The organism is Pseudomonas putida, assembly GCF_022627325.1.
GTDB classification, from domain to species: domain Bacteria; phylum Pseudomonadota; class Gammaproteobacteria; order Pseudomonadales; family Pseudomonadaceae; genus Aquipseudomonas; species Aquipseudomonas putida_X.
Map to the genome: position 1 here is coordinate 62,761 of NZ_JAETZZ010000008.1, position 24,646 is coordinate 87,406.

Annotated in this window: 24 protein-coding genes; 8 read left to right on the forward strand and 16 right to left on the reverse strand. The window is 59.5% G+C overall.

Annotated features, from left to right (window positions below; all coding sequences use genetic code 11):
* Positions 1–44: 44 nt before the first annotated feature.
* From JNA92_RS13980 to JNA92_RS13990, 3 genes are all read right to left on the reverse strand, one after another.
* A complete protein-coding gene (locus tag JNA92_RS13980) occupies positions 45–578 on the reverse strand; it encodes a hypothetical protein (RefSeq protein WP_241805246.1) in 534 nt (177 codons plus the stop codon).
* A 78-nt stretch (positions 579–656) separates the two neighbouring features.
* Complete coding sequence (locus JNA92_RS13985; protein WP_241805247.1) at positions 657–1,325, reverse strand: DUF3313 domain-containing protein; 669 nt, start codon at positions 1,323–1,325, stop codon at positions 657–659.
* A 46-nt stretch (positions 1,326–1,371) separates the two neighbouring features.
* A complete protein-coding gene (locus JNA92_RS13990) occupies positions 1,372–2,634 on the reverse strand; it encodes an OmpP1/FadL family transporter (RefSeq protein ID WP_241805445.1) in 1,263 nt (420 codons plus the stop codon).
* A 508-nt stretch (positions 2,635–3,142) separates the two neighbouring features.
* On the opposite strand from JNA92_RS13990, the gene JNA92_RS13995 reads away from it, so the two are divergent.
* Genes JNA92_RS13995 through arsH form a run of 4 tightly spaced genes read left to right on the forward strand, consistent with a single transcriptional unit; the run spans position 3,143 to position 6,007 of the window.
* Positions 3,143–3,490 carry a metalloregulator ArsR/SmtB family transcription factor gene (locus JNA92_RS13995; protein WP_241805248.1) on the forward strand — a complete coding sequence of 116 codons (348 nt, stop codon included), beginning with the start codon at positions 3,143–3,145 and terminating at the stop codon, positions 3,488–3,490.
* Positions 3,491–3,511: 21 nt separating this feature from the next.
* Entirely contained in the window at positions 3,512–4,795 is a 1,284-nt protein-coding gene (locus JNA92_RS14000; protein WP_241805249.1) for an arsenic transporter, read from the forward strand.
* Positions 4,796–4,822: 27 nt separating this feature from the next.
* On the forward strand, positions 4,823–5,293 hold the full coding sequence (locus JNA92_RS14005; protein ID WP_241805250.1) for an arsenate reductase ArsC: 471 nt from the start codon (positions 4,823–4,825) through the stop codon (positions 5,291–5,293).
* 12 nt (positions 5,294–5,305) lie between these two features.
* Complete coding sequence (gene arsH, locus JNA92_RS14010; RefSeq protein WP_241805251.1) at positions 5,306–6,007, forward strand: arsenical resistance protein ArsH; 702 nt, start codon at positions 5,306–5,308, stop codon at positions 6,005–6,007.
* Between the two features lie 435 nt (positions 6,008–6,442).
* Here arsH and JNA92_RS14015 read toward each other — a convergent pair whose 3' ends face one another.
* From JNA92_RS14015 to gcvA, 5 genes are all read right to left on the reverse strand, one after another.
* Positions 6,443–8,080, reverse strand: a complete 1,638-nt coding sequence (locus tag JNA92_RS14015; protein WP_241805252.1) for a BCCT family transporter — start codon at positions 8,078–8,080, stop codon at positions 6,443–6,445.
* A gap of 312 nt (positions 8,081–8,392) precedes the next feature.
* Positions 8,393–9,889 (reverse strand): CoA-acylating methylmalonate-semialdehyde dehydrogenase, encoded by a 1,497-nt coding sequence (locus JNA92_RS14020; protein WP_241805253.1) that lies wholly within the window; start codon positions 9,887–9,889, stop codon positions 8,393–8,395.
* Positions 9,890–9,934: 45 nt separating this feature from the next.
* The gene (locus JNA92_RS14025; protein ID WP_241805254.1) at positions 9,935–11,092 is read right to left on the reverse strand and encodes an iron-containing alcohol dehydrogenase; all 1,158 of its coding nucleotides are present in this window, start codon (positions 11,090–11,092) and stop codon (positions 9,935–9,937) included.
* Positions 11,093–11,217: 125 nt separating this feature from the next.
* A complete protein-coding gene (locus JNA92_RS14030; protein WP_241805255.1) occupies positions 11,218–13,716 on the reverse strand; it encodes a CoA transferase in 2,499 nt (832 codons plus the stop codon).
* A 206-nt stretch (positions 13,717–13,922) separates the two neighbouring features.
* Complete coding sequence (gene gcvA / locus JNA92_RS14035) at positions 13,923–14,852, reverse strand: transcriptional regulator GcvA (protein WP_241805256.1); 930 nt, start codon at positions 14,850–14,852, stop codon at positions 13,923–13,925.
* Between the two features lie 173 nt (positions 14,853–15,025).
* Here gcvA and JNA92_RS14040 point away from each other — a divergent pair, with 173 nt between their 5' ends.
* Positions 15,026–15,565 carry a TetR/AcrR family transcriptional regulator gene (locus JNA92_RS14040; protein WP_241805257.1) on the forward strand — a complete coding sequence of 180 codons (540 nt, stop codon included), beginning with the start codon at positions 15,026–15,028 and terminating at the stop codon, positions 15,563–15,565.
* Positions 15,566–15,612: 47 nt separating this feature from the next.
* Positions 15,613–16,596 carry an MDR family oxidoreductase gene (locus JNA92_RS14045; protein ID WP_241805258.1) on the forward strand — a complete coding sequence of 328 codons (984 nt, stop codon included), beginning with the start codon at positions 15,613–15,615 and terminating at the stop codon, positions 16,594–16,596.
* A 336-nt stretch (positions 16,597–16,932) separates the two neighbouring features.
* Here JNA92_RS14045 and JNA92_RS14050 read toward each other — a convergent pair whose 3' ends face one another.
* Both JNA92_RS14050 and JNA92_RS14055 read right to left on the reverse strand, forming a co-directional pair.
* A complete protein-coding gene (locus JNA92_RS14050) occupies positions 16,933–17,562 on the reverse strand; it encodes a LysR substrate-binding domain-containing protein (protein WP_241805259.1) in 630 nt (209 codons plus the stop codon).
* Positions 17,444–17,842, reverse strand: coding sequence for a helix-turn-helix domain-containing protein (locus tag JNA92_RS14055; protein ID WP_347269621.1), 399 nt, complete (start codon positions 17,840–17,842; stop codon positions 17,444–17,446). The genes JNA92_RS14050 and JNA92_RS14055 overlap by 119 nt, the downstream gene beginning before the upstream one ends.
* Here JNA92_RS14055 and JNA92_RS14060 point away from each other — a divergent pair.
* Both JNA92_RS14060 and JNA92_RS14065 read left to right on the forward strand, forming a co-directional pair.
* Positions 17,841–19,388 (forward strand): amidohydrolase family protein, encoded by a 1,548-nt coding sequence (locus JNA92_RS14060; protein ID WP_241805260.1) that lies wholly within the window; start codon positions 17,841–17,843, stop codon positions 19,386–19,388. The genes JNA92_RS14055 and JNA92_RS14060 overlap by 2 nt on opposite strands.
* An 11-nt stretch (positions 19,389–19,399) precedes the next feature.
* Positions 19,400–19,873 (forward strand): DMT family transporter, encoded by a 474-nt coding sequence (locus tag JNA92_RS14065; RefSeq protein ID WP_241805261.1) that lies wholly within the window; start codon positions 19,400–19,402, stop codon positions 19,871–19,873.
* Between the two features lie 418 nt (positions 19,874–20,291).
* Here JNA92_RS14065 and aroQ read toward each other — a convergent pair whose 3' ends face one another.
* From aroQ to JNA92_RS14095, 6 genes are read right to left on the reverse strand one after another with little or no spacing between them, the layout of a single operon-like run.
* Positions 20,292–20,729, reverse strand: coding sequence for a type II 3-dehydroquinate dehydratase (aroQ, locus tag JNA92_RS14070; protein ID WP_241805262.1), 438 nt, complete (start codon positions 20,727–20,729; stop codon positions 20,292–20,294).
* A gap of 4 nt (positions 20,730–20,733) precedes the next feature.
* Positions 20,734–21,552, reverse strand: coding sequence for a shikimate dehydrogenase (aroE, locus tag JNA92_RS14075; protein ID WP_241805263.1), 819 nt, complete (start codon positions 21,550–21,552; stop codon positions 20,734–20,736).
* Positions 21,549–22,781, reverse strand: a complete 1,233-nt coding sequence (locus JNA92_RS14080; protein ID WP_241805264.1) for a CaiB/BaiF CoA transferase family protein — start codon at positions 22,779–22,781, stop codon at positions 21,549–21,551. Before JNA92_RS14080 ends, aroE begins: the two co-directional genes overlap by 4 nt.
* A complete protein-coding gene (locus JNA92_RS14085) occupies positions 22,778–23,233 on the reverse strand; it encodes a MaoC family dehydratase (protein ID WP_241805265.1) in 456 nt (151 codons plus the stop codon). The genes JNA92_RS14080 and JNA92_RS14085 overlap by 4 nt, the downstream gene beginning before the upstream one ends.
* The gene (locus tag JNA92_RS14090) at positions 23,230–23,628 is read right to left on the reverse strand and encodes a VOC family protein (protein WP_241805266.1); all 399 of its coding nucleotides are present in this window, start codon (positions 23,626–23,628) and stop codon (positions 23,230–23,232) included. Before JNA92_RS14090 ends, JNA92_RS14085 begins: the two co-directional genes overlap by 4 nt.
* A complete protein-coding gene (locus JNA92_RS14095; protein ID WP_241805267.1) occupies positions 23,625–24,572 on the reverse strand; it encodes a ketopantoate reductase family protein in 948 nt (315 codons plus the stop codon). Before JNA92_RS14095 ends, JNA92_RS14090 begins: the two co-directional genes overlap by 4 nt.
* Positions 24,573–24,646: the final 74 nt, after the last annotated feature.

Consider the following 24,646-nt stretch of genomic DNA (forward strand, 5'->3'; position numbering starts at 1 on the left):
CCGTCAACGGCAAGCCTAGTGGCCAAACCGGATCCGTCGTTCGGCTATCCGCTGTGTTTCGGCATGTCGGGCTGCTTTGGCGGCAGCGGACCAATGAACATGCGTTTAAGGCGCTCGCGACCAATAACGCGCGCCAGTTCAGCGATGACGCAATACATGAATATCAAGGTGATCAACAGGATCTGAACCGCCCAGAAGCGAGGCCAGTTAATGGATGACCACAACAGCGCATTGGCATCCATCACGCCAGCCGCCTCTTTCCAATACTCGTACAGACGCTCCAGGTAATGGACGATCAGCGCGACCAAGGCATACATGCAGGTCTTCCAGGCGACGTTCCAGATCAGCGGCTTGTCGGGAAAGCGATTGATGAAAGGCAGCATATCGGCCACCAGCACAGACTTGCCCAATATCAGCGCGGCGATCAGGACCGACGCTGAAACAGGCAGTTCCACCCCTGACCCTTTGATCATCAGCGCACGAATCAGCGCAACGATGTGCAGGATCACGAAAAAAAACACGGTGGGAGGAAGCACTTTAAGGAATTCATGTTTGAGCTTGAGCATGACCGTTTTCATGGGGGCATCCTTGAAACTTCGAGTCCGTGCATCAAATGCCGATGCCCCTGCCGCAGCCACGGCAGGGGAACATTCGGGCTACTTTTTCAGGGCCTTGAATGAACTGACCATGTCCTTGGCCCAGCCATCGAGCACGGCACGTGCGTCCGTGGCCTGCATGACCTGCGAGGAGTTCTCCAATTCAGTACCTGCTCCTTTGCGTACCACCTGGGCCACCACCTCATTGGAATTTCCGTCAATGAATGCGGCCTCGGTGGCCACGCTGGTGTCTTGATCGCGGATCCCCGTCGCCGTGCTGATGCCGGCGGCCACCAACGCGATCGGGATAACTTCATACGGGCGCAGCCCCTTGGTTTTAGCGCTTACCCCAGTGATCGCTGGGCGCACCACCAGCACACCTGGCCCAGGGCTGGTCGCCAGCGGCAGCACGGTGGAAAACTGGTTTTTCAGCGCCTGATCGTAGTATTGGGTAATGCCTTGCAAGGTTTGCTGCGGAATTTTCGCAGTGGGTTGCGGCTTGGGATAAAACTGGCTGGGTTCGATATAGACGCTGGTAAATTGGTTGGCAGTGATGCCCGGCTTGATCCAGCGCATAACCTCCGCACCTGACGGTGATTTTTCCTCTTTGAGTTTGCTGTAGTCCTTCAGAAACCCGGAGTAATCATCAGGCTCCACGTATTTGCTCGCACAGCCATGCAGCAACAGCGATGCGAGGCACACGGTTGCAATAAGCGACCTACTTTTCATGCAACTTCTCCTTCCACGTTGAAGCGGTTATCGAGGATGAAATCCATCAGAATCGCCACGTTGCACCGCCGCCGATGACGTGCAAGGCGGCGTTATCGAAACTGCCTGACAACGTATCGCCGGAGCGTGCCTTGGTCTGCTCCACGTCCATATCGCCGAGCCAGACCAGCGTGTAGGCCAGGTGCAGGTCCAAGCCTTCTTCAACCTGATAGTTCACCCCGGTCGCGAAGCGCCACGTCTCGCCCATCGGGTTGTCCACGGTGCGGTCCTTGTCATCGACGGCCGAGCTGTCATACCCCACCCCAACGCTCCAGCGCAGCTGGCGGGTCATTTGGTACTGCGCGCCGAGTGAGGCGTGCCAGGTATCCTTGTACTTGCGATCGACCGTGCGGCTGACACCGGCGGCATTGGCATCGACCTCCACGCCGATATCCCCGAAATCGCTCCAGTCCTGCCAACCCACGCTGCCAAGCAACGTCCATTGCTCGTCCAACTGGTGGGCCATGCTGAACGTCGCGGTCTGCGGCACGTTCATGTCCAATTCCAGGGTGTCCACCGCCAAGCGGTTGAGCGCGGCGTTGATGAGGGGGTTGTTGATGCCGCTGACATGCGGGCTGTCCTCGAACTCCAGCTTCACCTTGCTGGTGTAGGCCAGGCCAATACGCGTGCGGGGGTCGACCTGGTAGAGCACGCCCAGGTTCACACCCATGCCGAAGTCGGTGTCCTTGTATTCGAGTTGGCCATCGGGCCGCTCGACCAAACCCAGCAGGCTGTTGTTGATGGCCACCTCAGTGCGGTAATAGCCCAGCATCATGCGAGGGCCGATGCCGACAGTGAGGTCATCGGTGAACTTGTAGGCAAAGGTGGGTTGAAACGAGACGCCGATCACAGCCGCTTCCTGGGTGAAGTACCGCCCTGCCCAGTCGTCGTCGTAGTTCAGTGCCAAGCCGAAGTTGCCGTACAGGCCGAATCCGATCGCCGAACGGTCATCGAGTTGGTGGCTGATGAACAGGCTGGCGCCCGGTAGATACTGCAGAGCATTGCCGCCCTCGTTGCCGTCGAACTGGTTGTTGCTGTCGCGTGAGTAACGCAGGTCGCCGAGGATGACCTGTGCGTTGGCGCTGACCTGCGTGCCGGGCAGCAAGGCGATGCCTGCCGGGTTGCTCATCAACACGCTGGGGTCTGTGGCGAGCGCCGCCGAGCCCGCGTTGGCCAGGCCGTTACTTTCCTGGCCGGCCTCATAGATGAAGATGCCTCCCGCTGACACGCCACTACTGTGCAAAGCCAATACCGTTATCGCCGCGGGCATCCACCCTTTCGCGTGCGCGATACGATTCGAAGTGGTCATCGTTCCTTGCTCCACACTTGGAATGGAACAGGACACCGATTGCTCAGTGCCCCGCCTGGCGCAGTCTGCGTCAACAGAGCAATCAGGGCGTCAAGGTCGGAAACCAGCTGTCTGGGTCTCTCATGCGTTATTTGAGAACAGCCATTTCCAGTCCCTTTTGACCAATGCCCTACATCGTTTCGGCATAGCCTCTATGACGACTAGAGAGAGTAGACCGTGGTTTAGTACTTCGCTTCTCAGTGACGTCGTGTTTTACGCAAGGCATCGATACTCATCATTGGCTTGAGGTCGCACGCGAGCACAACTCGCTGCTGTGCTGAACGTCGGCAGTGGTTAAGTCGGCAAATGGCTAGATCACAGCAAGTGTTTTCAAACAGCCTGGCCCCTTATCGCCCGCTCAGCCCTGAGAAGCTTGCACAGTACATATGGGAATACGTATATTCGGCTATCCACATGTTCTGGTGCTGCCATGTTCACCCCGCCTGATGTCTTCAAATGCCTCTCCGACGAAACCCGTGCTCGGGCCACACTGTTGATTGCCAGTCTCGGTGAACTTTGCGTCTGCGAACTGATGTGCGCGCTGAACGACAGCCAACCTAAGATCAGCCGCCACCTCGCGCAGCTTCGCAGCAATGGCATGCTGCTCGATCGCAGGCAGGGCCAGTGGGTGTACTACCGCCTGAACCCGGAACTGCCCGCCTGGGTGCATGAAATGTTGCAGGTGACCTTGCAGGCCAACGCACAGTGGTTGGCAGATAACGCTCTGCGGCTGAAGAACATGGACGGCCGGCCCGTCCGTGATGCTGCCTGCTGCTGACCTACATCGAGCGAGGTATTCATGCTGGTCGCCATTGCAGTCTTTGTATTCACGCTCATCCTGGTCATCTGGCAACCGAGGGGGCTTGGTGTTGGCTGGAGTGCCACGCTCGGTGCGCTCATCGCCCTGGCAGCGGGTGCCGTTTCGCTGCACGATATCCCGACCGTGTGGGCCATTGTCTGGAATGCCACCGCCACCTTCATCGCCGTCATCATCATCAGCCTGCTGCTGGACGAGGCGGGTTTCTTCGAATGGGCCGCGCTGCACGTCGCGCGCTGGGCAAACGGCAGCGGCTACCGCCTGTTCGCCTTCTGCGTACTGCTGGGTGCCGCCGTGTCGGCGCTGTTCGCCAATGACGGTGCGGCACTGATCCTCACCCCTATCGTGATGTCGATGCTAGTGGCGCTACGCTTTTCGCCCGCCGCTACGCTGGCGTTCGTCATGGCCGCAGGCTTTATCGCCGACACGGCGAGCCTGCCGCTGGTAGTCTCAAACCTGGTGAACATCGTCTCCGCCGACTACTTCAAACTGGGCTTCAGCGAATACGCCTCGGTGATGGTGCCCGTGAATTTCGCCAGCGTGGCCGCCACCCTGCTGGTGCTGTTCCTGTTCTACCGCCGTGACATCCCTGAGCAGTACACGGTCGCTGCCCTGAAAGCGCCAAGTGAGGCGATCCACGACCGCGCCACCTTCAACGTCGGTGGCTGGGTGCTGCTGGTGTTGCTGATCGGGCTGTTCGCCCTGGAACCCCTGGGTATCCCGATCAGCGCGGTAGCCGCGGCCTGTGCGGCGATCCTCTTCGCCGTCGCCGCTCGCGGGCATCGCATCTCGACCCGTCGTGTGCTGCGCGAAGCGCCCTGGCAGGTGGTGATCTTCTCTCTCGGTATGTATCTGGTGGTCTACGGGCTGAAGAACGCCGGCCTCACCGATATGCTCACACAGCTGCTCGATCGCCTTGCGCAACAAGGGCTCTGGAGTGCCGCCATCGGCACGGGGTTGATCGCTGCAGTGCTGTCCTCGGTCATGAACAACATGCCCAGCGTGCTGGTCGGCGCCTTGTCGATCCAGGCCAGCGAGGCGCAAGGGCTGGTGCGCGAGGCAATGATCTACGCCAACGTCATCGGCTGCGACCTCGGCCCGAAAATCACCCCGATCGGCAGCCTCGCCACGCTGCTTTGGTTGCACGTGCTGGAGCGCAAAGGCATGCGCATCACCTGGGGTTACTACTTCAAGGTCGGCATTGTGCTGACGCTCCCGGTTCTGTTGATCACCCTTTCGGCTCTGGCATTGCGCCTGAGCCTCTGACATCCGCCACGAAGCGGAGGAGCCTCTATGCGAGTCCTGTTCATGTGCACGGCCAACAGTTGCCGCAGCATCCTTTCCGAGGCCATGTTCAATCATTTGGCGCCTCACGGATTTGAAGCAGTCAGCGCCGGCAGCTTTCCCAAAGGCCAGGTGTTGCCTCGCAGCCTGACAACCTTGCAAGACGCCGGCATCTCGACCGATGGGCTGAGCAGCAAGGGCAATGACGCGTTCGAGGATTGCCCTCCTGACATCGTCATTACCGTTTGCGACAAGGCAGCCGGCGAAGCTTGCCCGGTCTATTTCGGCCCGGCCTTGAAGTCGCATTGGGGGCTGGAGGACCCGTCCGATGTCGTGGGTGAGGCGGCGGCGGTCGACGCTGCGTTCCGCGCCACACTGGCGCGCATCGCCTCACGCTGCCAGGCATTCTTCGCACTGCCTTTCGATCACCTCGACCGTGACCAGCTCAAGCATGAGCTGGATCGCATCGGCACGCTTTGAGCGGGAGGAAACATGTCTGAGCACCTGCCCAATCTCGACCTGGCGCTGCTCGATGGGCCGCCAGCGGTAGCCCGTTCCAGCGAGCACAAACCGCGCATCCTGCTGCTGTATGGATCGACCCGTGAACGCTCCTTCAGCCGCTTGCTGGTGGAAGAAGCCGCACGCTTGCTGGAGCACTTGGGCGCCGAGACACGGGTCTTCAATCCGTCGGGGCTGCCGCTGCCTGACGATGCACCTGCCGAGCACCCCAAAGTGCAGGAACTGCGTGAGCTGATGCAGTGGTCGGAAGGCCAGGTCTGGTGCTCGCCAGAACGCCATGGTGCGATGTCTGCGGTATTCAAGGCGCAGATCGACTGGATTCCTTTGGCACTGGGTGCGGTGCGCCCTACTCAAGGCAAGACCCTGGCGGTCATGCAGGTGTGTGGCGGCTCGCAGTCGTTCAACGTGGTCAACCAACTGCGCGTGCTTGGGCGCTGGATGCGGATGTTCACCATCCCGAACCAGTCCTCGGTGCCCAAAGCCTACCTTGAGTTCGACGACGCCGGGCGGATGAAGCCCTCGCCGTACTACGATCGCGTGGTGGATGTCATGGAGGAACTGGTCAAGTTCACCGTCCTGCTGCGCGACCGCCAGGCGTTCTTGGTAGACCGTTATTCGGAGCGCAAGGAAAACGCTGAGCAACTCTCTGCCCGTGTGAACCAGCGCTCGATCTGAGGCTTTGAGCGGCATGGACGAGACTGGACAACGCCGCGTTTCTTTGGGTCGACAACAGTTGCTCGCCAATGGCAGCAAACACCCGAAGCCGGCGTTGGTAACCGGGGCCGCTTCGCAGCCCATCGCCGGCAAGCGCGGCTCCCATAGGTTCAGCGTATGCCCGAAGGCTGGTGATATGTTGTGAGCCGGCTTGTCGGCGATGAGGCCGGAACTGACGAGAGCGCTTTGAATCGCTCCCTGCCCTTGGGCAGGGTTTTATTTATGGCGCCTTGACATGAACTCACTCGCCCGCGATTCAAGTCAACGAGCGACAGAGAGCTTCGGTAACTCAGCGTCTATCAGCCACCCACCTCAACATGCTGTCAACGGTCCCGCTCCGCAGTGGAAGTAAAAAACCTAGGTAGCCCTAGGTTTTCCGCATGGATGATATCCGCTTTAACACTTGGCCTCTGCATGCGTCGCGGCTGAATGAATGTCCGCAGCCGGCGACGCATCAAGTCCCGGCGTACTGGGAAGCCTGACCGCGTCGTCCAAAACAATTTCCGTCGTTACCCGTTCACACCCAAGATCTGCACGAATCATGCGCAGCAGTGACCAGGCCAACACGCCCAGCACCGGTATCAACGGCAGCGCGACGACAATGGTAGACGTTTGCACGGCCTTCAGCCCACCTACCTTGAGCAAACCAATGCCGATCACCGCCAGCAATAATGCCCAAACGATTCGTAGCCACCGCTGAGGCTCTTCATAACCGCTTAGTTCATGAGATGTCACTGACGCAAGCACGTAAGCCGCCGAATCAAGCGTCGTCGCCAAAAACACAAAGCAAAGAACAACGAAAATACCAATAACGAGACTTGAGAACGGCATTGTTTTCAAGATGGCGAGTACTGCCGCCGGAATACCCTGCGCTGAAAGAACAGCGCTGACATCCAGCTCGCCTGTAAGCTGAAGATTAAGCGAGTAGCCGCCCCAGACCGCGAAGAACACCCAGCAACCCAGGCTCCCCCAAACCAGCTCAGCCAGAATGAGCTCTCTGATTGTCCGACCTCGAGAAATCCGAGCAACAAACAATCCCATCATGGGTGCATAGGCGATCCACCAGGCCCAATAGAAAATCGTCCAGTCCTGAGGGAACGTACCTTTTGCAACAGGATCAGTCCACAAGCTCATGTGAATGAAATTATTGATCATCAGGCCGAGGCTGTTTGCCCAACCATTGACGAGCAGCAAGGTTGGGCCAACGACGGCAGCGAACAAGAGAAGCGCAAAAGCCAAATAGACGTTGATATCGCTGAGAATCTTTATCCCTTTGCTCAGTCCAAACCAGACACTCATGCCGAACATCAATGTCCAAAGCGCCAAGACCCCCATGTCAAACGCGAAGGACTGCTGTATTCCAAAAATGTCGCCAGCCAAGGTTGATACAAGGGGCACGGCCAAGCCAAGGGAGGTGCCCACCCCGCCAACAATCCCGAACACCACCACCGTATCGAGCGTAAGCCCCAACCATCCGTTGGACTTATCACCCAACACACCACGGGCGGCTACGGACAACCGAACCCCGGGCTGTCTGCGCACATACATCGAATAGGCAATCGGCAACGCCGGCAGGCAATAGAATGCCCACGGGGTCAGCCCCCAATGAAACTGGCCATAGGTCAACGCCCACTCTGCCGCTTCCCGGCTCTGAGCCGCCACATTCAAAGGAGGTCCGTTAAAATAATAAATCGGCTCAACCCAGGCCCAGTTGACAATGGCAATGCCGATACCGCCACAAAAAATCATGGCGACCCAGCTAAAATAGGAAAACTCGGGTGCATCACTCTTTCGACCAAGGCGTATATTGCCGTAACGCCCGAACGCTATCCACAACAGGAACACCACCGTCATCAGGCCGGAAACCAGATAAAGCCAGCCAAATTTACCGGTCGCAAATGCGAACATCTGATTAATCACCGCATTCCCGGCGTCAGGAAATACAATAAGCGGGACCGTGACACCCAGTATCACAGCGATCGATGGCCAAAACACACGCCCATCCAGCGACGCCCCTTCTTTTACCATACTCATTTGGCATATCTCCTCAGAACGTTCGACTCAACACTCAACATCTGTTGAATACAAATAGGTCAAGCACGAACAGTGAACCCCATTCGAACAGACCTCGTTCCTTGAAGAAATGAAAGGCCGCCGGCCTTTCCCGAACAGATCGTGTGCTTATTATTCATATTCGCCTCTAGCTATATGTAATTATTATTTGAGCGGCACAGCAAACAACCCTAAAACAGCACATCACCCCTCTGGCAGTCCAACGACGACTCACTTCAATGCCACACAAAAATGTGTGCCTGGCGGCAGTCAGGCACACGTCTCCTCCAATCGTTACTTCATGGTCGGCATGGAAAACTCAACGCCTTCCCGAACACCTGACGACGGCCATCGCTGGGTGACGGTTTTGCGTCGGGTGTAGAACCGGACGCCATCCGGCCCGTAGGCATGCAAGTCACCGAACAACGAGCGCTTCCAACCACCGAAACTGTGGTAAGCGACGGGAACAGGCAGAGGAACGTTAATACCGACCATGCCCACCTTGATGTTGTCGGAGAAGTAGCGAGCGGCTTCTCCGTCTCGGGTGAAAATGCATGTGCCATTGCCGTACTCGTGCTTGTCGATCAACGCCATGGCTTCCTTCATGCTGTTGACGCGTACTACCTGCAGTACCGGGCCAAAGATTTCTTCCTTGTAGCTCTGCATGTCTGGAGTAACGTGATCGAGCAGGGTGCCGCCGACGAAGAAGCCTTCCTCATAGCCAGCAACGTTCGGCTGACGACCGTCGACAACCACCGTTGCGCCCTGCGCTTCAGCACTGTCGATATACCCGACCACCTTCTGCTGATGCTGGCGGGTGATCACCGGGCCAAAGTCATTCTTGCTGTCGGTGTAAGCCCCTACCTTCAGGTTCTTCATGGCTTCTTTCATTTTGGCGATCAACGCATCGGCTGCCGCATCACCCACTGCAACGGCGACTGACAGTGCCATGCAACGCTCACCGGAGGAGCCAAATGCAGCGCCCAGGAGCTGGTTCACCGCATTGTCGATATCGGCGTCAGGCATGACGATGGCGTGGTTTTTCGCCCCACCCAATGCCTGACAGCGTTTGCCGTGGGCCGTGGCAGTGGTGTAGATATACTCGGCAACCGGCGTCGAACCCACGAAACTGACCGCCTGAATGCGCGAGTCGCGCAGCAGGATGTCAACCGCTTCCTTGTCGCCATTTACCACGTTCAACACGCCCTTGGGCAGACCTGCTTCCTGCAGCAGTTGGGCGATGAACAGCGTTGAGCTCGGGTCGCGCTCGGAAGGCTTGAGAATGAAGCAGTTCCCCGCCGCAATAGCCACCGGGATCATCCACAGCGGCACCATCACCGGGAAGTTGAACGGTGTGATACCTGCCACGACGCCCAGAGGCTGGAACTCGCTCCAGGCATCGATGTTCGGCCCGACATTCTTGCTGTGCTCGCCTTTGAGCAGCTCGGCGATCCCGCACGCGTACTCGACGTTCTCAATGCCACGCTGCAGTTCACCGGCAGCGTCATGGGAAATCTTTCCGTGTTCTTCACCAATCAGTTTGCAGATCGCATCAGCGTTCTGCTCCAGCAGTTCCTTGAAGCGGAACATGATACGGGCCCGCTTGATAGGCGGCGTATCGCGCCAGTCCGGGAAAGCAGCTTCAGCAGTAGCAATGGCGTGCTCTACCGTATGGCTCGATGCCAAGGCAACTTGGCGCGCAACCTCGCCGGTGGCGGGATTGAAGACATCCTGAGTGCGCTTGGATTCGACAACGACTTCGCCGTTGATCAGATGACCGACAGTATTCATGTGTAGCTCCACTTTTTGTTATTCAAATAATGCGTTGAGGCGGCATTACCAAAGGCTGCGATACAACTCGACCATCTCGGCCTCGGTCGGCACACGCGGGTTATTGCCAGGTGAACCGGAAGCAAGCGCTTGAGCGGCCATGGTTGGCATCAGTTCGAAGAATTTTTCACGATCAATTCCGAACTGCGCAGGGCTCGGTACATTGAGCTCATCATTGATTGCCACCAGCTCATCCAGCAGTTTCTCCACCGCGGATTGATCGTTGTCGCTTTGCGTGGCGACACCCATGGCACGCGCACAATCGGCGTACCGATCACGTGCAGCGGGTATGGAGAAAGCCGTCACCTCGGGCAGCAGCATGGCGTTCGACAAGCCATGGGGTACATGGAATGCCGCGCCGATTGGCCGGCTCATTCCATGCACCAAGGCAACAGAGGCAGCAGAGAAAGCCAGGCCTGCCAAGGTCGACCCCAGCATCACGGCCTCACGAGCAGCACGGTCGCTACCCTCGTGGTAGACCTTGCGAAGGTTGGGCCCGATCAGGCGCATGGCGGCCAGTGCCTGGGCATCGCTGAACAGATTCGCTTTTTTGCTGACGTAAGCCTCGATGGCGTGCGTCAGCGCATCGATGCCGGTGTCCGCCGTTACGCGAGGCGGCAATGAGAGCGTCAGCTCATAATCGACGAGGGCAGCGACAGGCATGAAGCCTGCGCCGACGCACAGCATTTTTTCGTCGGTAGACTCATCGGTGATGATGGTGAAACGGGTGACTTCGGAACCCGTGCCAGCAGTGGTCGGAATGGCAATGATCGGCAAGCCCGTTTCGGTCACATTGCGCGGGAACTTGTAATCGCACATGACTCCGCCGAACTTGGCCAGGATACCAATCGCTTTGGCACTGTCGATGGGGCTTCCGCCGCCGAGCGCGATGATGCTGTCGTAGCCCCCCTCCCTGGCGGTGGCCACGCCTGCTTGAATTGACGCAACGGTAGGCTCAGGGACGGTTTCGGAAAACACGTCGACAGCGATTGCGTGCGCTGCCAGCACGGCGCTGATACGACCGGCATAACCCAACTCGACCATCATTCGGTCAGTGATGATGAGTGGCTTGCGGCAACCGAGGCTGGCCAACACCTGGTGGATTTGCTGGCTGGCACCGGCACCGGTTTGCAGGATACGTGGGAGGATGCTGTTGTAAGTCATGGCTCTATCTCATTTCCTGGGCATGAACGCGCCCGCGAGCAGCCTTTGGGCTCGTGTTCGCTTGATCGGTTGAATCGGCAAACAAGGGGGCGCTAACAGGCCGCCCCTTGACCTGCCTTCAGCAGTCAGCTCGGCAGATATTCCTCGCTCCAGGACTCGCCGATTGCGCCAGCGTCCAGAAGCGATTGAACCTGTGCGTCGGTATAGCCGTAACGGCCCAGCACCTTGCGCGTCGAAGCGCCAAACTTCTCAGCGGGTGACAGTGCTCGAATTTGCGCTACCCGTGGGCGAATGGCGTAGGGATCGAGCTGCGTAACCCGATGGCCGCTCGGATGGTCGCTGTAGATGCTGAAGGAGTAGCTGCCATTCTGGGTACCCGGTAGGCCATCAGCGGTTCGACTGTATTGGCTGCGCAGGTGATCGATGTTGTCCGGTACCGCGGCAGCGATGTTGGCAGCCTGCAGACGCTCTTGAAGGACCGAACTGCTCATGCGGCCGAGGGCAGAGTTCAGGTAGGCCACCCGGTCAGTTGCGGTTACCACCCCACTGAGTTCGGCGATGGCCGCGAACTTGTGCAGCTCCTGTTCGCAGGCATCCAGGTAGATCCAACCATCCGCGGTCTTGTAGAACCGGGAAAGGTCGCTGTAGCCGACCACGTCCCGCCCGGACGGCTCATCGAATGGCGCCCGGCCTGCGTAGTCGTAGCAGAATGGAATCTGTACCAGATTACCCAGTGATGCGAGCGAGGTGCGCGCCCGGTGAGCTTCGCCGCTGCGATGCTTGCGATAAAGGGCTGTTGCCACGCCCAGGGCGGCAGCAAAACCGCACATCACATCGATGGTGCCAACGTGAGCATGTTCCTCTGGCGTCTCCATCCCTCCGCCGAAGCGCAGCATGATCCCGGTCGTGGCCTGGATAAGATCGTCATACCCCAAATAATCCGTACGAGGGCCGCGACGTGGCCCGCCGAAGCAGTCCAGCTGGCAGAAGATCACACCGGGATTCACCGCTTGCAGACTGGCCTCGTCGAGGCCCAGCGGTGCCAGTTGGCGATCAGGCGCGTTCATGACGATCACGTCGACTTCCCGCACCAGGCGATTGAAAACGTCCCGCCCTTCGGGCTTGTTCAGATCAACCAGAACACTTTCCTTGCCACGTGCCGACGACATACCGAAGACCACGGTATTCCACGGATCATAATTGGGTACGACAGGGTCCAGCTTGATGACGTCTGCCCCGAAGCGGCCGAGGAAGGATGTGGAATGGGGGCCGGCGATGACGTTCGTCAGGTCGAGAATCTTGACCCCCTCCAGCCAACCGGTAGGCTGGTCGAACCTGGCCGGCGGCAATGCAGGTTCAGGTCGTTCGGACAGCGTTGCCAGTGCTTCCTCGAAGCGCACATCGCGGCGCGAAAGCGGCTTGAGCATGGGCTCTGAGCACCCTTCCAACCAGGCGATCGGGCCAGGCTGCTTCATGACGCCGAACTCGCGATCGTCGACCTCTACGATCAAGCCAGCGGTGTTCGAGTGCTCGTCATGCAGCCACTCTTGGGTAGACCTGTGAGGCGCACCGGGGAAACGCCCCTCACCGAAGATGGCCTCCCACTCGGCCGCCGTTTTGGTCAGGAACACCTCTTTCATCCGGGCCGAGATACGTGCAGCCCAGTCGGCAGGCAACGGATAAACGCCGAGGGATGCATTGCCATCCCACTGGTCGATTGGCATGTAGGGGTCATCCACCTTCGGCAAGCCGGCGGCAACCATTTCTTCATAGATACCCATTGCCTGCAGGCAGCGCTTGGCATGCTCTCGGTGCGACGGGCAGACGGCGTAGAACTTGCGGCCATCGGCACATTCATAGGTACGGTAGAACGGGTCGAGGAACTCCTGCAGATCCTGGTAGCTCAGGTTCATCGGCAGGTTCTGCGCCCGACGGCGCTCGCTCTCCTTTTCACGCAAGGTCTTGTAGCGCAGCGGGTACCCATCGATCTTGATCGAGTTGTACGACAGGCCTTCCATCACCGCAGAAGCCAAGGGCACTTCGATCTGATCGCCAACGCCATGCGTTTCACGCGCCTGGAGCGCAAGCACTACAGAAGACACAGCCAGCATGGTGCCGTATGCGGATGCCAGGGGGAGTGGCGAGAAACTTGGGTTGATGCCCATCAGCACACGGTTTTGGCCCATATCGGTGAACACACCGGAAGCAGAGGCAATCACCGACTCGGTCGCACGCCATTGCGCCCGCAATTCGTCATCGCTGGCAAAGCCCGGAATCGACAACGTGATCAACTCAGGGCGCGCACGTCTCAGCTCTGCGAAATCAAGACCCAACCTGGACAGCACCCCGGGCCGGAAATTTTCTATCACGATATCGGCACGGGAGATGAGTTCGCGCGCTTGCTGCAGCCCCTCCTGAGCCTTCAGATCCAGGCGCATGCACAGCTTGTTGCGGTTGAGCGTGGCATTGGCCGGGCTGTCCCAGAGGGGCCCACCCAGCGGGTCGATGTGAACGACTGTCGCACCGAGATCGGCGAGGATCATCGCGACTGCCGGGCCTGCGATGTACTGCCCAAGATCGATGACATTGACGCCTTGCAAAGGCAATTGGTTGATTTGCTGCATGAGGGTAACCCTTAGGTAGCCCGGACCGACGCGATTCGGCGGCACGGTTATTTTTGTTATTGAGACCTCGTACTGACCGGTCCCTGGACGGCTGCACCATCCAAGGGCTTGCGATGTGCTTGCTACTTTCAGAAATTCGACGGCAACGCGAAAGCAATAAAAAATGGCCCTAAGGGGCCATTTTTTTTATTGCTTGAGCACTCGGCTTATTGCTGGGGAAGTTCGCCGTGCTGCGCGCCGGCCTCTTCCTTGAACGATTGGGCCTCTTCGCACAGCCACTGGGCGAAGCCCGCCGCATCGGGATTGACCAGGCTGTGGCTCGAATACACAAGGTAAAAAGCTTCCTTGGTCGGCACCTGGCAACCTAAGGGGGCGATGAGTCGGCCTTCGTCCAGCAGGTGCTTGACCAGTGAGGAGCGCGCCAATGCGACGCCTTGCCCCAGTTCAGCCATCGTCAGTGCCGAAATAAGGGTGTCGAACTGCATTCCCTGAGAGGAGTCAACGCGCTCTGCATTGTTTTTTTGAAGCCAATAGCCCCACCCTTCTTCATAGCCCAGCACGTGCAGTAACGGGTGCCTTGCAAGGTCCTGGGGGCACTGCAGCGGGCGGTCTGCGCTAATCAACGCCGGTGAACACACGGGCACCAGGGTGTCCCACGTCAGGCGCTCGGCTTTCATCCCAGGCCAGCGCCCTTGCCCATACCTGATTTCCAGGTCGGCATCGAACTCTGTTTCGTCCACCCAGATGTTGCTTGCAACGCGGATGCTCACGTACGGATGTCGTGCCTTGAATCGGGGTAACCGGGGGGCGATCCAGTGCGTGAAAAATACCAGGCTGCTGCGGATGCTCAGCACACTTCGGTGACCTTGCCCAAAGATTTCATCCGTGGATGCCGCAAGTCGCTCGACCGACTCCCTTACCACTGGAAAGTAGGATTTACCGGCCTCGGTGAGTTCAAGCCCACGGGGCAAGCGCTTGAAAAGCGCTACGCCCAATTGCGACTCCAAGGCCTTTACCTGCTGACTGATCGCCGCTTGCGTGAGATTGAGCTCTTCAGCGGCATGCGTGAAATTCAACAGCCGGGCCGAAACCTCGAAGGCCCGAAGCCAGTTCAAGGGAGGTAAACGCTTTTTCATGACGCATCCAACGCTAGGCTCATCGGGTATCGAGTCGCTTCACGGTTGACATTAGAGACGAACAGTCTAAATTACAACGCATGAATAGCGCCCAACCGACGCCTCGAAGAGGCCGACCGCCGAAAATCGCCCGTGAGCATGGCGAAACCCTTGAGCTCCTGCTGCGCTGCGGCATGGAAATCCTCACCGAACAAGGCTTCGCTGCCACCGGCATCGATACTGTGCTCAAACGCGTGCAAGTACCCAAAGGCTCGTTCTATCACTACTTCGACAGCAAAGAAGCCTTTGGCCAAGCGGTACTGCAACGCTATGCAGACTACTTCGCTCGAAAGCTCGATCGAAACTTCAACGATCAGAGCGTGTCGCCGCTACGAAGGCTTTGCAATTTCGTGGAAGAAGCGAAGGTGGGAATGGCCAAGTACCAGTTCCGAAGAGGCTGCCTGGTTGGCAATCTTGGTCAGGAGGTGTTGGTGCTGCCTGAAAGCTTCCGCGAACAACTGGAACGGGTGCTGCAGGACTGGGAGCAGCGCTTGTCTGCATGCCTGGAGGATGCAGTCAGGCTAGGCGAAGTTTCTTGCGAGCACGACTGCAAGGCGCTGGCTGCCTACTTCTGGGTTGGCTGGGAGGGTGCTGTGCTTCGGGCACGACTGACGCAGCATGTCCGCCCCCTAGACATTTTTTTTCAAGGTTTTCTGACAGGAATCACCCGGTGATTTCTTTTGGGCAATTTAAAGACAAACGGTCTAAATGAGGATGAAGCATGTTCAAAGCGATTCTGATCGAAAAGCGGGAAGACAACTATTTGTCTCGAGTCACTGAACTAGAAGATGACCAGCTCCCCCCCGGGAACGTGACCGTGAAGGTGGCCTACAGCACCTTGAACTACAAGGATGCGCTCGCGATCACCGGCAAGGGGCCGGTTGTTCGTCAGTTCCCAATGGTGCCGGGCATCGACCTGGCGGGCACCGTAGAAGCGAGTGACGATCCACGATACAAGGCTGGCGAACGCGTACTGCTCAATGGCTGGGGGGTGGGTGAAAGCCATTGGGGCGGGCTTGCACAAAAGGCGAGACTGAACGGCGACTGGCTTATTCCCCACCCCGTAGGCCTTGATGAACGCCAAGCCATGGCCATCGGCACCGCTGGCTACACCGCCATGCTGTGCCTGATGGCGCTGGAACGCCATGGGTTGAAACCCTCCAATGGACCGGTGCTGGTCACAGGCGCCACAGGCGGCGTCGGCAGCTTCGCCATCAGCCTTCTGGCCAGTGCCGGGTATACCGTCACGGCAGCCACAGGCAAGTCTAGCGAAGCGGCGTACCTGAAAAGCCTGGGAGCGACAGCCATCATCGACCGAGCCGAGCTCTCAGCCCCGGGGCGGCCCTTGGCAAAAGAAAAATGGGCGGGCGTGATCGATTCGGTCGGCAGCCATACACTGGCCAACGCGTGTGCGGCCACAATGTCCGAAGGCCTGGTGGCGGCCTGCGGATTGGCACAGGGAATGGATTTCCCGGCAACCGTTGCACCTTTTATTCTTCGAGGGGTCAGCCTGCTCGGCATCAACAGCGTCACTCAGCCATTCGAACGACGCGTCGAGGCTTGGGAAAGGCTCTCCGATCAGCTGAACCTCGACGCACTGTCATCAATGAGCAAAGAAGTTCGCCTTGAGGACGCGATTGGCGCCGCCTCTGAACTGATGGACGGGAAGATCCGAGGCCGGTTGATTGTGAATGTGAACGCCTAGCCTTGGCGTTTTGTAGCAATCATCAGAGGATCAATTCAGCGAGGAAAATACCGGGTGAACATCGTGATGAAGGCGTGAACAGAGTCATAGCCTAGAATGCCTGCAACCCTGCACGGATACCCCTGCGCCAAATGGCTCAGTGCAGTCATCAAATGCGACTGGTGACGCGAGCGTCCTAAGCTCAGCCCGATCGCGCATTCTACCGGCCGGGGCAGCGTTCATTGACGCGAAGTCCTCGAGCCAGCTCATTCAGCCCGGCAGACACTGGCCTCAGGCTGAAACAAGAAGGAGTGGGCGAAGCAGCGTGATTCAAACGCCTGAGAATCGCAGCTCTGCTCAGCAAGTGGCTGAATCGCGGTCGCGAACGAGCCCAGCGACCCAGTCAGCGAATGCACTCACGGCTGGAGAGAGAAAGCGCTGATGCGGGTATAGCAGGTGTACGGGAACCGAGCCAGGCTGCCAGTCAGCAAGCACTTCGACCAGCCGTCCTTCCCGCAGATGCTCGCTGACCACGTTCTCGGCCAACTGCACCAGCCCAAAACCTTCAAGACACATTTTTATATAGAGCCCCGTCTCGTTGACAGCTGCCGTGCCGTTTACCAGGACTGAGATCTTTTCAGTGCCGCGGGCGAAGCGCATTTCGCCCGCTTGCCTTGCGCGGCCTGAGAAGTAATGAATGGCACGGTGGTAAGACAAGTCTTGCGGTGTTTGCGGCGTACCATTTTCTTCGAGATAGGCGGCAGACGCACAGGTCACCCAGCGAAAGCGGCCGAGTGGGCGCGCAACAAGCGTTGAATCATTCAGCTCGCCTGTACGAATGACACAATCGACACCCTCTTGAACCAGATCAACCTGCCGATCGTTGACGCCTATCATCAGGTAAATATCTGGGTAGCGCCGATAAAAGTCGTGCAGGTTCGGCATGACGATGAAGTGTGCGATACCGCCCGGCATATCGACCCGCAAACGACCCTGTGGCCGTTTTACTGAGTCCGTCAGGCTCGTTTCCGTATGTTCGATCAGCGCAAGAATTTCTCGGCATTGCCCCAGATACTGCGCCCCCCTCTGGAGTAAGGCTGACCCGACGTGTTGTTCTGTTCAGCAGGCGCACCTGTAGGTATTTCTCAAGATTCTTGACGCTGCTGGTAACCGTCGATGCCGGCAAAGACAGCGTCTGTGCCGCCTGGATGAAGCTGCCTGACTCAGCCACACGAACAAAAACCTGCATCGCTTGAATACGGTCCATGACTGTTTGCAGCCTCAAATCAATGGTGGAGGGAGCCCGTCATTATTCGTCATCATTGAATAATAAAACCAGTTTAACCGCCTTTTTCCCGCAGTATCGCCTCGCGTACATTTCTTTCATCGTAATTTGGAAGGGTGTACCGAAAATGGCTGAATACAACCGCACTATCGTGAATACCCCAGCTGGCCCGGCCGGCCGCACACTCATCCGCGACGCTACAGTGCTGAGCATGGATGGCGAGATCGGCAATCTGGAGCGCGGCGACATCCTTATTGAAGGCAACACCATCACGGCGATTGGTGAGGACCTTGAGGCCGGCGACGCTATGGTGATCGAGGCATCCGGCATGATTGTCATGCCGGGCATGGTCGATACGCACCGTCACTCTTGGGAAGGGCAATTGCGTCGAATCAATCCGAATGCCGAGACCCTGGAAGACTACTGCAACGCCACGCACTTCTCCTTCGCCAAATACTATCGCCCGGCTGACATGTACATCGGCAACCTGCTGACTGCATTGGGCTGCATCGATGCAGGTATCACTACCCTGGTGGACAACTCCCATAACAGCCGCACCGGGGCGCATTCCGATGCGGCGGTCGAGGCGCTGCTCGATTCAGGCATACGCGCCGTACACGCCTCGGGGGCGCCAGTGGCGGGAGATTGGGACAAAACCCACTGGCCCGGCAATCTGGAGCGTCTGCAGGAAAAATACATCAAGAATGGTGAAAATCCGCTGCTCTCGCTGGCAGTGATGGCGCAGCTGGAGCCGGAGCTATGGGCTGAGGCCAGACGCCTGGGACTACCGATCATCACCGAGTTTTTTGGCGGGGACATGGCCGCTGAGTTGGAAGGCTTGCATCGCAGGGGCCTGCTGCTCTCCGACAACATCTTCAACCATTGCACCGCGCTTCCGGACGCCGGCTGGAAGATACTTCGCGAGGCTGGTGTGCGGGTCAATCTATGCCCGCGTTCAGATGCCCACTACGGCATTGAAGATGGAATGTTTGCCATGCAGTCTGCCCAGCGCCATGGCATCAGCCCAGGACTGAGTGTCGATAACGAAACCTCCTACAGCGGTGACATGTTCATGGAGATGCGGGTGGCGTTCTACCTGCAACGTGTCATGGGCATGCACCAGCAGCGCTGCTGCGGTGAGGGCCACAGTCCAGTGGTGACCCTGCCCGCCCATGGCCTGCTCAAAGCCGCGACTGTCGACGGCGCCACCTGTGCCGGCTTGCAGGACAAAGTCGGCAGCCTGGTTCCCGGCAAACAGGCGGACGTGATCTTTATCAACGTCCAGGACCTTAACCTTTACCCGTCAGGCAACGCCTACGGCACCGTGGTGCATGCGGCTGAGCGCAGCAATGTCGATACTGTCATCATTGGCGGGCGTATCGTTAAGCGCGGCGGCAAGGTGCTAGGCGTGGACAGCGAAAAGCTGCGTGCAGCGATCGACGAGTCCCGTCAGCATCTGTTTGCTGCTGCTGGCTACCAGCCAGATATTTTTGCCGAGACATTCCTGCCGCTTGAATCCGCCAAATAAGGAGGCGTGAGATGAACGCAGCCTACTACCTGCTGGCCGTCTGTGCTGGGCTTGGCATCACTCTGCAGACCACGCTGAATGGCCAGCTCGCTAAAGGTGTGGGTGGAGACTCCGTAGCGGCGGCGTTGTTTTCTTTTACTGCCGGAGCGGTATGCCTGGGCATCTTTTCATTGATGCGCGGCGGGATATGGGCTTCACTGGCGGCTATACCTGCTCAGCCTTGGTGGAGCCTGCTTGGAGGCTTGCTGGGTGCAGGCGCGTTGCTCAGCTACGTAGTGCTTGCGCCAAAAATCGGTCTATCAGCCCTGCTTGGTCTCGCCATCGCCGGACAGATTACATCGTCCTTGGTGATCGATCATTTGGGATTGCTCGCGGCTGTTGAGCGGCCAGTGTCCGCCGTCAAATTGGGCGGTACGATTATGATGCTCGCAGGCCAGACCATCGCTTTGTTCGGTGATAGGTTGACAGCACATTACTCCCACTAAGGCCGGCTTGGCCCTTGTGTCAGGGAGGTATGAATAGGCGCTGCTACCGCGTTTTCTCGTATGCGGTCGGCGAAGGCCCGCTCTGGGTTGATTGCAGCCATTCGCGACCGGCTGCAATCAACGCTTAACGCCGTTCTCTACCCACCGCGTCAGAGGCCACTCAAGCACACTACGAAAGAAGGCTTCGTGCGCCCATCGCTTTCTGCTTTTTTGCTCTGCTGGTCCACGCCGGGTACCACTGGCTGTGGGAGCCGCGCTTGCCGGCGATGGGCTGCGAAGCGGCCCCGGTTGAAAATGCCTGTTATAGGTCGTTGGCGGCCAGTCGCAAAAGTTTGCCAACCACCCAACCGACAAGCACCCAGCGCGGGTCACCTATCGTCAATCTCGCTTTTTAGAGATCCGAGCCATGCTGCCCTGCTCAAAGCATGTTGATTGCCGCACGCAACGCCAGCAGGTAGGTTTCGACACCAAACCCGCAGATCTGCCCTCGCACCACCTCGGCAAACACCGAGTGATGGCGGAACGGCTCCCTGGCATGGATGTTAGACATGTGCACTTCAACCACCGGCACTTCGATAATGGCCAGTGCATCACGAATGCCGTAGCTGTAGTGGGTCCAGGCGCCGGCATTGATCAGCACCGCATCCACCCGGTCCTCATAGGCCTGATGGATGCGTTCGCACATCGCGCCTTCGAAGTTGCTCTGAAAGCTCTCGACCTGCGCCCCCAGCTCCTCGCCCAGGGCCTGCAACGCCTGGTCGATGTCTGCCAAGGTCGCCGTGCCGTACTGGCGCGGGTCGCGCTTGCCGAACATGTTGTGATTGATGCCATGCAGCATCAGTACTTTGGCGACCATCGACCTACTCCAGGGGAATCGTCAGCTGATCGATCACCGCACGTGTGTCGGGCCGCACCCCGCGCCACCAGGCGAACGCCTCGGCGGCCTGCTCCACCAACATGCCGACGCCATCGGCCAGGCGCGCCTGGCCCTGCTCGCGAGCCAGGCGCAGGAACGGCGTGAGGCCTTTGCCATAGGCCAGCTCATAGGCCAGGCGCGCTTCGCCCAGCACATCCGCCGGCAGTGGCGGCAAATCGCCGGTCAGGCTCGCCGAGGTGGCGTTGACCACAATGTCGAACGATTGCCCTTCCAGCTCTTCGTAGCGGCTGATGCGCAGACGCGGGTGATCGAGTTCGTTACGCAGCGTCAGCGCCTTGGCCATGTCACGGTTCGCGATCACCAGCTCACATGGCCCCGCCTGCAGGAACGGCAGCAACGCCCCGCGCACCGCACCGCCGGCGCCCAGCAGCAGCACACGGCGGTTGCGCAGCGGCTCGCCAAGGTTCTCCTCGATGTCGCGCAGCAAACCGATGCCATCGAAGTTCTCGGCAATGATGCAGCCGCCCTCGAACTTCAGCGCATTGGCCGCCCGTGCCAGTTGCGCCCGCTCACTGCGCTGGCTGGCCAGTTCGAAGGCACGCAGCTTGAACGGGGCGGTGATGTTCATGCCCTTCCCGCCTTCACTACGAAACTGCAGCACCTGGGCTTCGAAGTCATCCAGCGAGCCTTCGATAGCCCCGTATTCCATCTGCTGGTTGCTGACCTGGGCGAACAGGCCATGAATCAACGGGGATTTGGTGTGGTTGATCGGCCGGCCGATCACTGCGTAGCGGTCGCTCATCGTGCATCTCCGTGGGTAAACAGCACACCATCCGCCTGCAGGACGGCGATTTCTTCAGGGCTGAAGCCAAGCCCGGCAGCCACTTCGGCGTTGTGCTGGCCAAGGTCCGGGGCGACTTGGTGGATCGTGGTATCGCAGTCGGAAAAGCGGAACGGCAGGTTAGGCAGGCGCAGCGTGCCGTAGCGTGGATGCTGCTGCTCGATGACCATGTTGCGTGCCTGGATCTGCGGGTCGGCCAGCACTTCGTCGATGCGCTGGACCTTGGCACTGGGGATGTCGATGGCATCGAGCAACGCCAGAATCTCAGCCACCCGACGCGCGCCGACCCAGTCGCGGACCACCGCCAGGATCGCCTCGCGGTGGGCGTTGCGGCCGTTGAGGCTGTGGTAGCGCTGGTCGCTGCCGAACCCGGGCGGGCCGCCGTTGGCTTCGAGCATGGCCGCGAAGCGCCGCCAGGCATCGTCGACCTGGGCGGCGATCACCAGGTCGCCGTCGGCGGCGCGGAACACGCCGTAAAGGGTCGAGGTGGGCATGTCGTGGCCAGTCTGCTGGGGCAATACCGTGCCACCGGACAGCGTGTAGCACTGCACCGCGTATTCGTGCATCGACACCAGGGTGTCGTACAGGGCCATGTCGATGTGCTGGCCACGGCCACTGTTCACGCGGCCGAGCAGCGCGGCATTGATCGCCGCCACCGCGTGGATGCCGGTGTACATGTCGCCTAGGGAAATACGCAGCAGCGGCGGCGCCTCACCCGGCACGCCAACCATCTGCATGATCCCGCTCTTGGCCTCGGCGATCAGGCCGAAGCCGGCGCGGTGGGCGTCCGGCCCGGTGTGCCCGTAGGCGGAAATCGAGCAGTACACCAGACCCGGGTTGCGCGCCGACAGCTCGGCGTAACCCAGGCCCAGCTTGTCCAGAGCGCCGGGGCGGTAGTTTTCGATGAACACATCGGCCGAATCGGTCAGGCGTTGCATGAAGGCTTTGCCACGCGGGTCCTTCATATTGACGCTGACGCCCTGCTTGCCCATGTTCAGTTGCAGGAAGTAGCCGCTCTGCTGGTCATCCAGGGTAAACGCATGCTGGCGGCCGGCATCGCCGCTGCCCGGCCGTTCGACCTTGATCACCTCGGCACCCAGCGCGGCCAGGCAGCGCCCCACATAAGGACCGGCGAGGAAGTGGCTGTAGTCGATGACGCGGATACCCGCCAATGGCAATGCCTGGCTCATGCGTCTGCCCTCCTCGGCACCATCAGGCGGTGCTCGCCGCGCTGCACGACCTCGCCATTCTGGTTGATCAGTTCCGACGGCAGTACCACGATGCCCCAGCCCGGGCGGCTTTTGCTGGGACGCATCGCCCCCACGCGCATGCGAACATGCAGCACATCGTTGACCTTGATCGGCAGCACGAAATCCCAGGTCCAGCCCAGCGACATACCCGGCACGAAGCGGTATTCACATTGGGTCTTCAGGCCGTCGGCGATCGACAGCCCGAACAAGCCGTGGGCGACCAGGCAGCCGAAATGGCTGGCATTGGCGTATGCCTCATCGACATGGACCGGGGTGTGGTCGCCGGTAAGGTCGGCGTAGGCCAGGATGCGCTCGCGAGTTACCGTGTAGGTGGGGCTGAGGCATTCATCGCCTTCGCGGGCATCGTCCCAGAATTTTTCCACTACGCTCATGCCGATACCTCCGCACGCGGGTCGATGGCCAGTGCCTGGGCGACGCATTTGGCCGGCGAGGCCTGGATGAACTCAACCGCCAAACCGTCGGGCAGGCGCAGCCAGTTGCGGCCCTGAGGCATTTCGCTGACGCCGAAGCGCTGGGCTGTGGCCAGGGCGGCTTCCAGGTCCTCGCACATGATGCCCAGGTGCGCCATGCGACCCTCCGGCCCGGCGAAGTCAGGCTGGTGAATGAACTGCAGGCCGCCCAGCGTCCAGTACTGCGTCGGCTGCTCGACGTCGCCCTGCACTTCCCGCATGGTCATACCGCACACTTCGTTGAAGAAACGGATATGCCACTGAATGTCCCGCACCCAGAAGGCAGCGTGTTCGAGATAGGCTTTCGGCTGGCTCATGGAGTGTCCCTTTTCTGGTGATCGGCCATCGCGCGTTCGATGCCCTTGATACAGGCCACCAAGGTCGCGTTGACGGGGGTGGCAACGCCATGGCGCTGACCCCAGCGCACGACGGAGCCGTTGATGAAATCGATTTCGGTGATCGAGCCCTTTTCCAGGCTTTGCAGCATCGAGGTACGAAAGCTTGCCGGCAGGCCCTCGGCAGCCAGCGTCCATGCCGCTTCGGGACTGGTCAGGCTCAGGCGAATGCCCGCCCGTTCGGCAACGGCGATGGCCTCGGCCACGGCAGCCTTTGCCGTGCTTTCCAGCAACGGCTCGCTGTACAGCTGCCCATAGCTGAGCATGGTGATGCCGCTCAACGCGCCTGTCGCGACGTTGACCAGCAGCTTGTCCCACATGGTGCCGAGGATGTTGTCACTGACCGTGGTGGCCAGCCCGGCGTTGTTGAAAGCTTCGGCGATGGCCTGCACGCGCGGGGTCAGCTGGCCGTCGAGCTCGCCAATGAAGGTTTGTTTACCGACGACACCGGCGCTGATCGAGCCCGGGGCGAGCAGCACGCCGCCGACATAGGTCTTGCCAGCAAGCACCCGCTCGCGGCCCACCGCCTCGGCCAGGATGTCCTCGTGGCCAAGGCCGTTCTGCAGCGACAGCACCAGCGTCTGCGGCCCGATCAGCGCGGCGGCACCGGCGATGGCCTCGGCGGTGTGAAACGACTTCACCAACACCACCACCAGGTCGGTCACGCCGACGTCCTCGGCTTCGATGGCCGCGTTGACCGGTACATAGCGCTCGCCCCGCTCGTCCTGCACCCGCAGGCCCTGCTGGTTCATCGCCTCGACGTGCGCGCGGCCGCGGTTCAACAGCCAGGTTTCATGCCCTGCCTCGCTCAGGGCCGCACCGATGGCGCAACCCAGTGCACCGGCACCCAGAATGCAGATTTTCACGTCGCAGACCTCCTGTGATTTGCGATCACCTTATGCAGCGGGGATTATTTGCGCTATACAATGACCTCAATAAG

Bases quoted from the DNA above. Each gene is read 5' to 3' on its own strand.
- JNA92_RS13980 (WP_241805246.1), bottom strand. From the start codon at position 578: ATGAAAACGGTCATGCTCAAGCTCAAACATGAATTCCTTAAAGTGCTT.
- JNA92_RS13985 (WP_241805247.1), bottom strand. From the start codon at position 1,325: ATGAAAAGTAGGTCGCTTATTGCAACCGTGTGCCTCGCATCGCTGTTG.
- JNA92_RS13990 (WP_241805445.1), bottom strand. From the start codon at position 2,634: ATGCCCGCGGCGATAACGGTATTGGCTTTGCACAGTAGTGGCGTGTCA.
- JNA92_RS13995 (WP_241805248.1), top strand. From the start codon at position 3,143: ATGTTCACCCCGCCTGATGTCTTCAAATGCCTCTCCGACGAAACCCGT.
- JNA92_RS14000 (WP_241805249.1), top strand. From the start codon at position 3,512: ATGCTGGTCGCCATTGCAGTCTTTGTATTCACGCTCATCCTGGTCATC.
- JNA92_RS14005 (WP_241805250.1), top strand. From the start codon at position 4,823: ATGCGAGTCCTGTTCATGTGCACGGCCAACAGTTGCCGCAGCATCCTT.
- arsH (WP_241805251.1), top strand. From the start codon at position 5,306: ATGTCTGAGCACCTGCCCAATCTCGACCTGGCGCTGCTCGATGGGCCG.
- JNA92_RS14015 (WP_241805252.1), bottom strand. From the start codon at position 8,080: ATGAGTATGGTAAAAGAAGGGGCGTCGCTGGATGGGCGTGTGTTTTGG.
- JNA92_RS14020 (WP_241805253.1), bottom strand. From the start codon at position 9,889: ATGAATACTGTCGGTCATCTGATCAACGGCGAAGTCGTTGTCGAATCC.
- JNA92_RS14025 (WP_241805254.1), bottom strand. From the start codon at position 11,092: ATGACTTACAACAGCATCCTCCCACGTATCCTGCAAACCGGTGCCGGT.
- JNA92_RS14030 (WP_241805255.1), bottom strand. From the start codon at position 13,716: ATGCAGCAAATCAACCAATTGCCTTTGCAAGGCGTCAATGTCATCGAT.
- gcvA (WP_241805256.1), bottom strand. From the start codon at position 14,852: ATGAAAAAGCGTTTACCTCCCTTGAACTGGCTTCGGGCCTTCGAGGTT.
- JNA92_RS14040 (WP_241805257.1), top strand. From the start codon at position 15,026: ATGGAAATCCTCACCGAACAAGGCTTCGCTGCCACCGGCATCGATACT.
- JNA92_RS14045 (WP_241805258.1), top strand. From the start codon at position 15,613: ATGTTCAAAGCGATTCTGATCGAAAAGCGGGAAGACAACTATTTGTCT.
- JNA92_RS14060 (WP_241805260.1), top strand. From the start codon at position 17,841: ATGACTGTTTGCAGCCTCAAATCAATGGTGGAGGGAGCCCGTCATTAT.
- JNA92_RS14055 (WP_347269621.1), bottom strand. From the start codon at position 17,842: ATGGACCGTATTCAAGCGATGCAGGTTTTTGTTCGTGTGGCTGAGTCA.
- JNA92_RS14065 (WP_241805261.1), top strand. From the start codon at position 19,400: ATGAACGCAGCCTACTACCTGCTGGCCGTCTGTGCTGGGCTTGGCATC.
- aroQ (WP_241805262.1), bottom strand. From the start codon at position 20,729: ATGGTCGCCAAAGTACTGATGCTGCATGGCATCAATCACAACATGTTC.
- aroE (WP_241805263.1), bottom strand. From the start codon at position 21,552: ATGAGCGACCGCTACGCAGTGATCGGCCGGCCGATCAACCACACCAAA.
- JNA92_RS14080 (WP_241805264.1), bottom strand. From the start codon at position 22,781: ATGAGCCAGGCATTGCCATTGGCGGGTATCCGCGTCATCGACTACAGC.
- JNA92_RS14085 (WP_241805265.1), bottom strand. From the start codon at position 23,233: ATGAGCGTAGTGGAAAAATTCTGGGACGATGCCCGCGAAGGCGATGAA.
- JNA92_RS14090 (WP_241805266.1), bottom strand. From the start codon at position 23,628: ATGAGCCAGCCGAAAGCCTATCTCGAACACGCTGCCTTCTGGGTGCGG.